Source organism: Mesorhizobium abyssinicae (genome assembly GCF_049887195.1).
Classification (GTDB): Bacteria; Pseudomonadota; Alphaproteobacteria; order Rhizobiales; family Rhizobiaceae; genus Mesorhizobium; species Mesorhizobium abyssinicae.
Map to the genome: position 1 here is coordinate 1 of NZ_JARAKC010000021.1, position 12737 is coordinate 12737.

The window sequence follows — 12737 nt, forward strand, 5'->3', positions numbered from 1 at the left end:
ATGGACCAGCCCGTCCCGGGCTGTCTCGGCAACCCTGAAGCCTTCCGGCGGACGCTTGCCTATCATCGCCGCATCAACAACCGATGGAGACAGCAATGCGCAAACCACGTGACTTCGACGCCGAACTTCACGCCCTGGAAGAAAAGGCGCGCGAGCTCAAGACGCGAAAGGTGCAGCAGCTTGGCGAACTGGTGATCGCCACCGGCGCCGATCAACTCAGCAGCGAAGAGCTGGCCGGCGCGCTGGTCGCAATCGCTGAAACGAAAGACACCGCAAAGCGTGAGGCATGGGCCAAGCGTGGGGTGATGTTTTTCGAGAGCCGGTCCCGGCGAACTGCTCCGGCATCTCAGCGCAACCCTCGCAGCGCTCCAGCGCAACAAGGCAGCCCACAATCGCCGGCAGGCAGCTCTGGCTCGCAATGACATGCGCACTTGGCAGGTCGAGCGCCGCAAGCGAACTCGTCATCTGATTGAACTCGGCGGACTCATCGTCAAGGCAGGCATCGTCGAACTGACCAATGACGATCGCGCTATCATCTACGGAGCGATGCTCTGGATCGCCGCCAAGCTGCAAAGCCATGAAGGCGATCATGCGCGGCACTTATGGTCCGCGAAGGGGAAGCAGGCGCTCGACGCCGAGCGGCATGAGGGGCAAAAGGGCGGGTTGACGTAGCGAGGGTTGGTGCGGGTGGCGGGCTGCGCGGAGACCTCCACTATCGCAGCACAGCCCGCCACCGCGATTCGCCAAGCCGAGTTGGTTCATCCATCACCGGCGATCTCTACGAAACCAAATTAGTTCAGCCGAACAACTACCGTTGCCGCCCCTCCTGCCGCCCACGCCCTAACATGGAACTTGGAAAGCTACGGAACATGCATGAGTCTCGCAAACGACGGCAGACGCCTCGCCCTGCGGCTCTGTTGCATTTGAGCTTCGCTGTTCGATGCCACTCACCTAACCATCAGTTGAACGCGACCTCAGTCGGATAATCGGGAGGTCCGCATCAGACCTGAGCATCGGCGGTGTTCTGCAAGAGTCGGAAGATAACAAATTCAGCGGGACGAACCGGAGCAACGCCAATCTCACAGATAAGGCGTCCGTTGAGAATATCGTCTTGGGTCATCGATGAGCGGTCGCAAACGATTGTGAACGCTTCGTCTTCGGTCAGCCCCTTGAGATGACTTGCTCGCCATTGTGCGCGCAAGAACGAGTGAATTTTATCTTTGACACGCTCCCATAGCACTTCGTTGTTCGGTTCGAACACAACCCATTGCGTGTCCTCATCAATCGCTCGCTTGAGGAAGGTGAGAAACTGCTCAGTGTCGACGAATTCGACGGGTGGCATAGGCATAAAACTCTTGCTCGGCGATGGATCAATTCCGCTACGCATCGTGGCTTAGCATAGTGCCTTGTGAACTTGGTACGAAGTCAAGAATGCACCTTCAAGGCCGGTTGAGAAAACGCTAGATACACAAGCCGGCGGAAAACCAGCCGTGCTACAAACGATTGCGCGCAGCTTCGAAGGTTACCGCTAACCACGAGCCGGCGACTGCTATCGGCACCAAACGCAGGTTAGGGCCCTGCATTTTCGGATCGACGAAGTCGGTCCCCATCGCTTGATAATGCTTACCGTCCGCGTGAACGGGAGGGTCGTTGACGCGTTCGAATGGCAAGCTCCCATCTATTTCTTTAGGTCATCAAGGACCGAAGCAGTATGCGGCCAAGGAAATCTGACGACCGTCGATATCGCGATCTGCGCCTGCAATGACATCGAGCGTGGCAACAATGCCAAGAAGAGACCATGCTTGTGTGTGAAGGACTCTATCTTGAAGGTTTTTAAAGCCGCACTTGTGGCCTGGACCTCGGGTGGCAGGCGATCGAATAATCGACCCGTTTCTCCCTCGCTTCCGAGCCTCGGCAAGTCGGCAGGGCGATCGACGAATTCCGCGCCGGCATGTTCTCGCCGGTTGAGACGACTGCCTACGCGGCAGCGTATGGATCGACCCGTGCTGACGCTCGAATTTGGGTATTTCAGACTTTCAGTCCAACAAGAGAACAGCGTACAAGAGGGTCTGGGATTCACGTTTGCTAGCACGGCCAAGCGGCTAGTCGGATCATAGCGGAGGTTAACCGATCTGGCACACAGGTCGTGCCGACCGTTACGCGCCAATCGCGGCAACCGCCCATCGACCGCGGCTTGGTACTTCGGCAGGAATTCCTTGGCGTCTGGCCTTGGCGTCGCCCTCGGCCTGGTTTGTTAGGGCATGCCCCACATGGCCTGGATGAGCCGAACCGAAAGAAACGGATCCGGAGTTCAAGTGCCGATTGCAGCAAGCTCTGCATCCACTGCAGCCCGGTACCTCTCCAGAGAATCTCTCCCGCTTGATGTCCCCCGCACTTTTCGCCTCCGCAGACGCAGTGTCTTCGAGATGAGGGACGCCCAGTGAGAGACAGTGAGCGGCGTTGCGATACCGGCCCCAACTTTTATTCGCCCAGCAGCGCGCCGGCGCCGTCATATTCGGCGATCACATTGCCGTCGAGGTCATGGACGTAGTGCAGCACCGTCGAGGACGCCGGCAGCTGCCGCGCCACCAGGCGCGAAAGATAGTCGTAGGCGTAGGTCCCCTTCGACACGCCGCCGATTTTCACCTCGCCCAGCTGGCCGGCACCGTTCCAGGTAAAGGCCTTGCTGGTCGCGACATCGGTGTCGGCGGCGATGTTGCCGGCGGCATCCGAGCTGAAGGAGCGGCTCGGCGTGCCGAGGGCTAAGGTCAAGGATTAAGAGGCTCGCAAGAGCGAGCCGAACACCGCGGATGGCCATCGTCAATGCGACGATTGAGCGAGCATTGAGGCGGCTTCCTTGCTGCCGGCACCAGCAGCTAGTTTCAGCCACTTGAGGCTTTCGGCGGGATCCGCTTTCACCCCGTCTGTGCCATTGGCATAGGCTTTTGCAACGGCAAGCTCATAAGGCGCTGCGGGATCAGCGCCGTCCTCGATAGCCAGCGGCCCCCACGAGCCAATCCTGTCGAACCAGTAGACCGCATCCGCGTCACTCTTCGGAATGCCGCCCCACCCATATGCGTAGATTGAACCAACCAAGGTCTGAGCGGTCTTGTCCCCAAGTTGTGCCAGCGGTTTTAGGTGCTCCAACGCGGTAGCGCCGTCCTCCTGCTTCAGCGCGTGCACGCCCCTGTCCATTTGATCATTGCGAAGCAGAAGCAACCCAACACCGATTGCTATTAGCACCCCGAAGCACAGAATGACCCTATAAATCCTTGTCATGGAACCACCTGCAGGTGATTGTTGCCGTCCTCGTTTTTCAAAAGATCATTTATTCCTTGATACTGCTCCATCGCATCTGGATCCTCCTTGTCTGCAGTAATGCAACCCAACGAAATGCCCCCAGGATGCAATTCGAATCCGCAGCGTTTAAGCCCGAGCCGGCACATCCAGCCAGGAATCTTAGGGTTCGGCTCTAGACGCCAGAAACCTTCATGCCCCGGTCTGTCATCCTTGTTCATTTTTGTATTTACCGGGCACTACTGGCCCCAAATCATTATAGCCGATACAGCCCGGATCGTTTTGGCAAGAACCAACCCCCGAAAATACTCCTTTCGGGCCCAACGCCTTAGGATCGCCACCGGCATTCGGAATACAATAAAGTGTGTGTGTCGAAATTGAGTAAGTGCAGCTCGCCAACCCCTCCCAATCCACCGACATCAGCGGACTATTCCCCACATAAGCCCATCTCGACGGCCCGTCCGGCATGCCGAGCGGGTCGGGCTGCAGGTAGCGGCCGGTGGTCGGGTCGTAGTGGCGGTGCCAGTTGTAGTTCAGGCCGGATTCGAGCTGGAACCACTGGCCGGGCAAGCGGTAGTCGAGGCTGGCCGGCCCGGTGATGGAATAGACCTCGCCATAGGGCAGGTATTTCGCCCGCCACACCACCGCGTCTGATATTCTCGCCGGCCGCTCGAGGTGGTCGGTATGGACCCAGTAGGTGACCGGCGTCGTGCCCGCGGCGATGGCCGCGACCGGCCGGTCCTCCAGCCAGACATATTCGCGCAGCAGCGCGCCGGCGCCGTCATATTCGGCGATCACATTGCGGTCGAGGTCATGGACGTAGTGCAGCACCGTCGAGGACGCCGGCAGTTGCCGTACCGCAAGGCGCGAAAGATAGAGGAGGTATCCGAGATTTCGAAACCGGCCTCAGTCCTCAGCGCCTAGTGCGAGTGCCTTCTGCCGCCAAATGTCGGCCAATTCTCTGTCGACTTCCGTTCCAACCCCGTACCAACAACAGCGGCATACCTGCTGAATAGACTGCGCATCGCCAAATAAAGCTGCCTTAACATATAGCAGAAAAGCTTTCCGTTCGTCTTTTGTCACACCATTGCCGGCCTCATAGCTGTAGGCAAGATCGTACATGGCGCTTGCATTCCCGGCATCTGCAGCAATACGAAGCAGGTTCAGAGCCCTATCAACATCCATTTCTACGTTTGTTCCATGGAGATACCATGTCGCCAGCGCGTACGTCGCCCTGTCATCACCAGCGGCCGATGCTGCATTCAGCTTCTCCAGTACCACAAGCGGGTCACTCGACACGGTATCGGCTAGTTGAAGCGCCTCATCGTAAAGCGTGGAACGTATCAGCTCTTTCGAGGCCATGGCCCTTTGTATCCTAGCGGCTTCTTTCGAGGTAGATCACGAGAGGTGTCGCCTTTTTCACCACCATAGTCGCGTTTCTTACGCGCCCGCTGGAAGGCCATACGGGAGATTCCGGCTGCGGAGCTTCCGTCAGCTTTCGATGCGGTTGATGTATATACCTGTAGTGGACGATGATGAGAAATGGGCTCGACCGGCCCCTTTGGGCGAAATAGAAAATCCACCATTTTGACCATCATTGGCCGCAGAAAGAAAAATCTCTGACATCATTTTTAAAGCAGACTCCGTTCCTTCAATGAGGAAAATGGGTGATCCTCCGTCATCCGCATCAATTATTCTTGTCGATATACGGACGTCTTCCATATTGTACTTATCGACTACATCTTTGTAATTCATGACATCACACATACCATTTAGAATTTGCGCTTAGGCCGCCCATCGAGCCACACATCCCGATCCGGTCGTCCTCTCTCGTAGTCTCTTCTGTTCTTGTAAACCTCGTAGTGATTTTTATGCAGTTTGTCCTTTTCCCAGATTTCACCTGTTTTTGTATCCTCTTTGCCTGGAAGTGCCCCTAACAGGTTTGAAGTTCTCAGGATTCGTCGTTGGCGTTTGCTCAGGCTCAGCTTCTGGCTCACCGCCCTCGTCGTTGTTCAGAATGGGCTGCCTGGCTGGGTTCAGCAACGGCCCCGCGGGCGGAAGATAGGGCTCATCCGCATTTGGCGAACAATACGGCGGAAACAGCCAGTTCCACAAATCGTTCATACCACCTTTGAGAACGCCCCATCCGATGTATGGGAACGGTATGTACTGTCCGCTAGGATCTACCCCCATCAGCGGCGAGTTCTGTACGTAAGCATACCGACTCGGCCCGTCCGGCATGCCGAGCGGGTCGGGCTGCAGATAGCGGCCGGTGGTCGGGTCGTAGTGGCGGTGCCAGTTGTAGTTCAGGCCGGATTCGAGCTGGAACCACTGGCCGGGCAAGCGATAGTCGAGGCTGGCCGGCCCGGTGATGGAATAGACCTCGCCATAGGGCAGGTATTTCGCCCGCCACACCACCGCGTCGGTCTCGTCGGTCATCATCGCCGGCCGTTCGAGGTGGTCGGTGTGCACCCAGTAGGTGACCGGCGTCGTGCCCGCGGCGATGGCCGCGACCGGCCGATCCTCCAGCCAGACATATTCGCGCAGCAGCGCGCCGGTGCCGTCATATTCGGCGATCACATTGCCGTCGAGGTCATGGACGTAGTGCAGCACCGTCGAGGACGCCGGCAGTTGCCGTATCGCGAGGCGAGAAAGATAGTCGTAGGCGTAAGTGCCCTTCAACACGCCGCCGATTTTCACCTCGCCGAGCTGGCCGGCACTGTTCCAGGTAAAGGCCTTGCTGGTCGCGGCATCGGTGTCGGCGTCGATGTTGCCGGCCGCATCAAAGGTGAAGGAGCGGCTCGGCGTTCCGTTGCTGGTGATGCCGGCAAGCCGGTTCGAGCCCGCGCTGACGCTGTAGACATCGCTCGTCGCCGGCAGCGTGCCCCACGGACCATTCGCGGCCTGAAGAAAGCCGTTGTCGCCATAGGCGTAGGTCTCGTTGTTGGCCGCATCCAGGACATCCGTGATGCCGGTGAGGTTACGCTTGTCCGAATAGGTATAGGTCCAGTCGATCAGATGGGTGCTGGGAGCGTCGGCAAGCGGGAAGGTTCCGGACCCTTTGCCGCTATGGTGAAGGATTGATGAAGAGCCGGTCGCCTGGGAACCCGACCAACCCCTCCCGATCCACCGGCATAAGCGGCACGGTCGCCCGATATGACATAGGGCAGGTATCGGCGACCCAACGCCGTCGCGCGCGGGCATTGAGGTGACCAAGCAGACCGTCGACACCGTAAACCGCTCGGATCGCCATCCACGACCATCTCATCATCGGCGGGAACGGCAACGCCTTGGTGAAGGGTTTGCTGCTGATTTAATGGACAAGTTCGGACGAGTGAGCGATCGCACCTACGTGTAGCGTCATCGTCGTTCAGGCGCGGGCCGGCGAGGCTCTGGGCAGAACTATCCAACCGGGCCCAGGATGCGGATTAGGCCAGGTCATCGAGATCTTTGTACACTCGATATATCTCTCCCAAAATGTCAGTTTCGATACGGCCCATAGCGAGGCCAATCGCCTTTCTCATCCGCTTCATTTCATCGCTTTCCCAATCGTTTGATAGTTTTGCTATTTCGTTCAATTTCTCAACGGATGAGATCGCCAGATCTCTAGCATCCCTTGCAAACTTCTTATCCATTTACAGATCTGCTCCTATTTTGACTTGAAGTGAGTATCACCTATGGACCCAGAAACTCGCCCATGCAGCGGCGAAAACAGCCTCTATACTCGTTGCCATGCCCCACCCCCATAAGATGTTGGCATTGCTGAAAACAGCGCTCTTCTTTTTCCACTTTGGTTTCGCAAAATAGAGGACCATCCGGCTCATCCAGCTTGGGCACGCTCATCAGCAATGACGGTTTAGGCGACGGAAGTAGGGTGCGCGATAGCCCATCAGTTTTCAACCCCTCCCGATCCACCCCCATCAGCGGCGAGTTCTGTACATAAGCCCACCTCGACGGCCCGTCCGGCATGCCGAGCGGGTCGGGCTGCAGATAGCGGCCGGTGGTCGGGTCGTAGTGGCGGTGCCAGTTGTAGTTCAGGCCGGATTCGAGCTGGAACCACTGGCCGGGCAAGCGGTAGTCGAGGCTGGCCGGTCCGGTGATGGAATAGACCTCGCCATAGGGCAGGTATTTCGCCCGCCACACCACCGCGTCGGTCTCGTCGGTCATCATCGCCGGCCGCTCGAGGTGGTCGGTATGCACCCAGTAGGTGACCGGCGTCGTGCCCGCGGCGATGGCCGCGACCGGCCGGTCCTCCAGCCAGACATATTCGCGCAGCAGCGCGCCGGCGCCGTCATACTCGGCGATCACATTGCCGTCGAGGTCATGGACGTAGTGCAGCACCGTCGACGACGCCGGCAACTGCCGCACCGCAAGGCGCGAAAGATAGTCGTAAGCGTAGGTCCCCTTGGACACGCCGCCGATTTTCACCTCGCCCAGCTGGCCCGCACTGTTCCAGCTATAGGCCTTGCTGGTCGCGGCATCGGTGTCGGTGGCGATGTTGCCGGCCGCATCCGAGGTGAAGGAACGGCTCGGCGATCCGTTGCTGGCGATGCCGGCAAGCCGGTTCGAGCCCGCGCTGACGCTGTAGACATCGCTCGTCGCGGGAAGCGTGTCCCAAGGACCATTCGCGGCCTGAAGGAAGCCGTTGTCGCCATAGGCGTAGGTCTCGTTGTTGGCCGCATCCAGGACATCCGTGATGCCGGTGAGGTTACGCTTGTCCGAATAGGCATAGGTCCAGTCGATCAGATGGGTGCTGGGAGCGTCGATCAGCGTCTCCAGTTCCGTGATGCGGCCATCCTCGTCGTAGTGGCGCCATTCGCGCATACCGTTGCCGAACACGACGCCGGAACGCGGGCCGAAGGGCGTGCGCCCGACCCACTGGACCAGCCAGCCCATCGAGCCTCCTTGCGGCAGAGTGCGGATGACGCCGACCTTGCCGTCGGGATCGCGATCGAAGAAGACGATGCGTCCGGACGGATAGGTCTCGGTCACCACATTGCCAGCAGCGTCGTAGCCATAGGCGGTCGTATAGGTCTGGCTGCCGATGACCCGCTGTTCCTGGATGACCCGGCCGAGCAGGTCGTAGACATAGCCAACCGTTCCGGCAGCATCGGTCACCCCGGTCAGCCGGCCAACGCCCTTGTTGCCGCTCGCCGTCGAATCGTAGGTATAGGTGACGTTCAGTGCTGTTTCGCCGGGATAGGCGACGGCCGTGATGCGGGCCGCGTCGTCATAGGTGAAATCCGCCACGACGCCGCGCGCGTCGGTCCGTTCGGTCACCTGGCCCTTCTGGTTGCGCTGGTAAACGATCGCGCCGATGTCGTTGCTCTGTTCCTGGATCGCCTCGCCCCAGCCATTGCGCACGTAGCTGGTGACGACGCTGTTGGGATCGGTCGTGGTTGCCGGCTGGTCGGTGTCGCCATAGGTGGAGCGCGTGATGCTCGCCCGTTCGTCGACGAAAGTGATCAGCCGGTCGAGGCCGTCATACGCCATCGAGGCGGCATTTCCGTTCGGATCGGTGACGGAGGTAAGGTTGTTCGCCTTGTCATAGCCATAGGCCCAGCTTGCCGGTCCGGCGCCGGTAAGCTCGATGACGCGGCCGAGCTCGTCGAACGCCTGCTGCCACTGGAAGAACAGCTGCGGAAAGCCGTTATAGGCTTTGCGCGAGGTGACGTTGCCCATTGTGTCGTAGGTGAACTGGATGTTGTCGCCGAGGGCGTTGGTGATGGAGGCGACGCGGCTGTTGTCGTCATACGCCATCTGCAGGAACGAACCGTCCGGTCGCGTCACCTTGGTTGTGTTTCCAGCGTTGTCGTATTCGATCGTCGTCTCGGCTGCGACACCGCTTGGGTCCGAAACCGTCGAGATCACACGACCCACTGCATCATAAGTGAGAGACGTGACCAGGCCGTTGGCATCTTCTACCTCGGTCGGTTGGCCGCGGCCGTTCACGGAATTGACGGTCGTCACGAACCCAAGTTCGTCCGTGTAGGTATGCACATAGCCGGCCGCGTCATAGGTGTACGAGACCGTATCGCCAGTTCCGGGCAGCGGGCCGTCGATCGTCGCGACAAGACCCCCGGTCGTATAGGTATAGGTCCAGACACGGGTCTGGCCGTTGGTCGGATACGGCAAGGTGTGCGTGGTGGTATCGGTCTCGGTCAGCGAGACAAGGCGGCCGGCACCGTCATAGACGCGCGTGGCGGTGAGACCGGGCCTGGCAATCACTGCCGGAACGTTGAATGTCGTGTCCCAGGTGATCGATATCTGCTGCGTTTCAGGACGCCCGTATGCCAGTGTGATTTGCGTCGGACGGCCGCGCGCATCCCGAACATATCTGGTGATATGTCCTCCGTCATCGATCGTCGACGAGATGAACCCGTCGACGCCGTAGGCCACCTGGGCAGCGGTGGACGGACAATGGGTCGTCATCTCGCCGTCGACGCCGACCAGCCTGATGTCGGATGCGTTCGATCCGATCTTCTCGAACTTGTAGACGCTGTCGCGACCGAGCGGATTGGTGACGGTGCGCGTGACCAGACCGGCTGACGTGCCGTAGGAAACGGTGACCTGTTCCTGGTCGTCGGCCCCCTTCTCCAGGACTGCGCGACCCAAATCGTCATATTGATATGTCGCGATACGCACATTGCGATGATCGGTGATGCCGGTCACGGCGAAGGTGAAGTCGGGATCTTCATAGTGATAGGTTGTTGAGTCTGCCACCGCGAGAGCGGAATCCCGCAGCGTCACTCCGATAAGCCGTTCGATCGCCGTCGTCGACGGAGGCGTCGCCGCCGGCGGCGGATCGTAGTCGTATTTGACCGACGTCCCGTCGGGGAAGGTGATCGTATCCACAGCTTCGGGATATGGCAGAGAGCCCGAAATGCCGGTCAGGAACGTGATGTAGAAAAGATTCCAGCTAAAGGTCGCGGTGCGGCCGAACGTGTCGACAATTGTGCTCAACGAGCCGTCGCTCGCGTAGTTGAGTGTCCATTCGTATCCGTCGCGCTCGGTGATCTCTGTCGGGCGTCCGAAATAGTATTTCGGCGGGCTGACGTTGTAATTGGAGAAGGTCTTGAGGGTCCAGACGCGATCGTCAGGCCCGGTAATCCTCCATTCGGTCTGGCTGTCGTAGATCGTCGACAGGGTCGAAGGAAGCGTTCCAACGAACTCGACCTTGTAGTCGTAAGACACTGCGCCACTGGCTGTCCGAGGCAGGAACTGGCCGCTGGCATTCAGCAGGAAATCATAGGCCGAACCATCCGGAGCAAGCAGCGTCACGTTGCCGGTTGGTGAGGATGGGGAGCCACTGAAAGTGCCGAGATGCAGTTCCATCTCGAAATTGAACTGCCAACCAGTGGCAAGCCCGAGCGGCGACCGACGAAGGCTGGTGTTATAACCCCCAGGGAAACTCCTGTAGCTGCGGCCAATGCGGAAGCGGCCGTCCTCTGATACAAAGTCCGTGGCCGCAAGTATCTTGGAGCCGGTGCTCAGGATGATCGGTTTGCCGGTACTTGCGTTGGTGTTCCCTCCGTCATTGTAACATTCCGGTCGCTCCGGGGTTAAGCCGGCATCCGGCTTGCAAACACCGGGAGACACCCGCGTGTATCCTGAAGCGCAGGTGAAGGTCGTACTCCCCGGCCAAGTCGTGCCGCAGCTTCCGGGCTGCCCGGGCGTTTCCTCTGGACAAAGATACTGAAATTGGGTCCACGAGCAGCGATTGACCCACCAGACGTCAGAGGGGAGCGCCCCGATAAAACGGCTTCGATTGTTGCCATACCCAGCCCAAATCCACTGCGCGTGGCATGCCTCCGATGCGGTGGGATAGCTGCCGGCGACGCCAGAACTCCAAGCCCCATGGGGATCCGCGCAAGCGGGGCCAGCAGCAACAACAGCCAAAACCACAAGAAACTTGGCAGGGAGCGGCACCTCCAAGAACTTTCCTACACCGGCTCGAGGGAGAAGCGACCGGAAGAACGTCAAAATTCCTGACATGCCCTGTCTCCGACAAAAACCCAGCCAACGCCGACTGGGCCGCAATCGCCAAGCAACTCGCAGACTGAGAGTTATTGCGACGTCCAAAGGAGGCAGCCCCAACTCGCCGCCCCCCAGGTTGATGTCGAGGGAGCGGTCGTCCTGGCCGTCCGGTTCCCTGTCCCGTCATAGCTGAACGTGATGCACAAATCGGCGGAAGCGGACGTTGCATCCGAAGCGATGGCGCCCGCAGATATGACCAGCATGGTCAGCACTATCCTCGCACGTCGAGTTCGAGCACTGGTCATCGAAGCCTGCTCCTTGTCCTGAACTTGCGACCCGATTTTGCAGCCCGACTCGACTGACCAGATCCACTCCCCGTCAGGCGTCTTCTCACTATGGGTTAAGCCGCCCGGATGCAGGGTCGTCGTCTATGTCCCAGTAAGTCACAACTCCTCCCAGCGTCGATCCAGGACGCCCGGAGGAGGTGCCCGTCAGGCCGCCGATCCCCACAAGCGCGAGCGTGCCGTTGAGGAAAGTTGTGTTGGTCTCCGTCCATATGAAGAGCCAATTCTGGCTGTCCCATGAGACGTAAAAATTGATGTTTGTGCCATCATAGCTGACACGAAACCAGTTCGGTGCATCGCTAATAGATTGGACGTATGGATTTGAGCTGTAACTTGTATTTGAATTGCATCTCTTTACGACAAGCGAAGCACTACTGCTGCGGGACTCCATGATAGCACCCAGCATCTTCCCCGAGCTATCCTTGATCCACACCCCGAATGAGGGATAGTTGCCCATCAGCGTGGGATATTTTGCCCGAAATGTCAGCGTCCAGGGCGCGACCGGCACGGCCCTGTAAGCGCCAGGGAAGGATGTTGCATTGCTCGTCAGTGGCACTGAATAAAGGAGACCGACCTTTGCCACATCTGTCACGGTCGGGGTGATCGACGACGGTGAATCTATGACGGTAAAACTGCTTGCTGTTGGCGGTGCAAATGGCCCAAGCTCCCGCAGATCGTTGGGCAACGCTACCGCGTTGATGCAGTCTATCAGCGCATTGTAGTTCGCCATGACCTGCGTGGCGTCTGCCGGCTGACCATTTGTAAGCTGATACGGCAACGTGCATTGCGCCTGTGCAGCACCGCTGGCGCCGAGCACTAGAACGATGGCGCACACCGCCAAAGCGAAAACACCATTCCTTTGCATGCTATTGTCCCCCAAGTGCCAGATGGAGAGCGAACTTCATGAATGCGGCTGCACCGATTCTACGATAAGCTGTTGGGAAGGCTGCCTTTTCAGGTGGTTGGTTAGCGAGGCGCGGATTCTTAGCGCAAAGCGGCATCACCAATCGTGCGACGGCCGATTTGACGAATTGGTTCACCTAGAATTGGATTACAAGAAGAGTGACATTACAGAAGACCATGCGCAAGAGGACTTTTTCTTCAAGTTTCTTGGTTTCA

At 58.8% G+C, this 12737-nt stretch carries 13 protein-coding genes; 2 read left to right on the forward strand and 11 right to left on the reverse strand.

Translation table 11 applies throughout. The features are described 5' to 3' along the window. Positions 1–95: 95 nt before the first annotated feature. A complete protein-coding gene (locus tag PU724_RS27870; protein WP_292248208.1) occupies positions 96–422 on the forward strand; it encodes a conjugal transfer protein TraD in 327 nt (108 codons plus the stop codon). A 1-nt stretch (position 423) separates the two neighbouring features. Further along, positions 424–672, forward strand: coding sequence for a conjugal transfer protein TraD (locus PU724_RS27875; RefSeq protein ID WP_292248206.1), 249 nt, complete (start codon positions 424–426; stop codon positions 670–672). A 328-nt stretch (positions 673–1000) separates the two neighbouring features. Here the strand turns inward: PU724_RS27875 and PU724_RS27880 are convergent, their stop codons facing one another. From PU724_RS27880 to PU724_RS27930, 11 genes are all read right to left on the reverse strand, one after another. Next, complete coding sequence (locus PU724_RS27880; protein ID WP_292248203.1) at positions 1001–1342, reverse strand: phage tail sheath C-terminal domain-containing protein; 342 nt, start codon at positions 1340–1342, stop codon at positions 1001–1003. A gap of 1139 nt (positions 1343–2481) precedes the next feature. After that, positions 2482–2772 (reverse strand): hypothetical protein, encoded by a 291-nt coding sequence (locus tag PU724_RS27885; protein WP_354421816.1) that lies wholly within the window; start codon positions 2770–2772, stop codon positions 2482–2484. A gap of 48 nt (positions 2773–2820) precedes the next feature. Continuing rightward, positions 2821–3183 carry an SEL1-like repeat protein gene (locus PU724_RS27890; protein ID WP_292248197.1) on the reverse strand — a complete coding sequence of 121 codons (363 nt, stop codon included), beginning with the start codon at positions 3181–3183 and terminating at the stop codon, positions 2821–2823. Between the two features lie 92 nt (positions 3184–3275). Beyond that, positions 3276–3518: a tlde1 domain-containing protein gene (locus PU724_RS27895; RefSeq protein WP_292248195.1), complete on the reverse strand. Its 243-nt coding sequence runs from the start codon at positions 3516–3518 to the stop codon at positions 3276–3278. Beyond that, positions 3505–4128, reverse strand: coding sequence for an RHS repeat-associated core domain-containing protein (locus PU724_RS27900; protein ID WP_354421818.1), 624 nt, complete (start codon positions 4126–4128; stop codon positions 3505–3507). The genes PU724_RS27895 and PU724_RS27900 overlap by 14 nt, the downstream gene beginning before the upstream one ends. A gap of 75 nt (positions 4129–4203) precedes the next feature. Beyond that, complete coding sequence (locus PU724_RS27905; protein WP_292246699.1) at positions 4204–4659, reverse strand: tetratricopeptide repeat protein; 456 nt, start codon at positions 4657–4659, stop codon at positions 4204–4206. Between the two features lie 129 nt (positions 4660–4788). Beyond that, on the reverse strand, positions 4789–5052 hold the full coding sequence (locus tag PU724_RS27910) for a hypothetical protein (protein ID WP_354421821.1): 264 nt from the start codon (positions 5050–5052) through the stop codon (positions 4789–4791). A gap of 141 nt (positions 5053–5193) precedes the next feature. Further along, complete coding sequence (locus PU724_RS27915; RefSeq protein ID WP_354421822.1) at positions 5194–6501, reverse strand: RHS repeat domain-containing protein; 1308 nt, start codon at positions 6499–6501, stop codon at positions 5194–5196. A 224-nt stretch (positions 6502–6725) separates the two neighbouring features. Further along, complete coding sequence (locus PU724_RS27920; RefSeq protein ID WP_292249550.1) at positions 6726–6932, reverse strand: hypothetical protein; 207 nt, start codon at positions 6930–6932, stop codon at positions 6726–6728. Positions 6933–6972: 40 nt separating this feature from the next. Next, positions 6973–11292, reverse strand: a complete 4320-nt coding sequence (locus PU724_RS27925) for an RHS repeat-associated core domain-containing protein (RefSeq protein ID WP_426213700.1) — start codon at positions 11290–11292, stop codon at positions 6973–6975. A 375-nt stretch (positions 11293–11667) separates the two neighbouring features. Next, on the reverse strand, positions 11668–12483 hold the full coding sequence (locus tag PU724_RS27930) for a hypothetical protein (RefSeq protein ID WP_354421825.1): 816 nt from the start codon (positions 12481–12483) through the stop codon (positions 11668–11670). Between the last annotated feature and the right edge of the window lie 254 nt (positions 12484–12737).

What these genes read in the sequence shown, in the direction of transcription:
- PU724_RS27910 (WP_354421821.1), bottom strand. Translation starts at nt 5,052, where the DNA reads ATGAATTACAAAGATGTAGTCGATAAGTACAATATGGAAGACGTCCGT.
- PU724_RS27880 (WP_292248203.1), bottom strand. Translation starts at nt 1,342, where the DNA reads ATGCCACCCGTCGAATTCGTCGACACTGAGCAGTTTCTCACCTTCCTC.
- PU724_RS27905 (WP_292246699.1), bottom strand. Translation starts at nt 4,659, where the DNA reads ATGGCCTCGAAAGAGCTGATACGTTCCACGCTTTACGATGAGGCGCTT.
- PU724_RS27870 (WP_292248208.1), top strand. Translation starts at nt 96, where the DNA reads ATGCGCAAACCACGTGACTTCGACGCCGAACTTCACGCCCTGGAAGAA.
- PU724_RS27895 (WP_292248195.1), bottom strand. Translation starts at nt 3,518, where the DNA reads ATGAACAAGGATGACAGACCGGGGCATGAAGGTTTCTGGCGTCTAGAG.
- PU724_RS27920 (WP_292249550.1), bottom strand. Translation starts at nt 6,932, where the DNA reads ATGGATAAGAAGTTTGCAAGGGATGCTAGAGATCTGGCGATCTCATCC.
- PU724_RS27915 (WP_354421822.1), bottom strand. Translation starts at nt 6,501, where the DNA reads ATGCCCGCGCGCGACGGCGTTGGGTCGCCGATACCTGCCCTATGTCAT.
- PU724_RS27925 (WP_426213700.1), bottom strand. Translation starts at nt 11,292, where the DNA reads ATGTCAGGAATTTTGACGTTCTTCCGGTCGCTTCTCCCTCGAGCCGGT.
- PU724_RS27930 (WP_354421825.1), bottom strand. Translation starts at nt 12,483, where the DNA reads ATGCAAAGGAATGGTGTTTTCGCTTTGGCGGTGTGCGCCATCGTTCTA.
- PU724_RS27875 (WP_292248206.1), top strand. Translation starts at nt 424, where the DNA reads ATGCGCACTTGGCAGGTCGAGCGCCGCAAGCGAACTCGTCATCTGATT.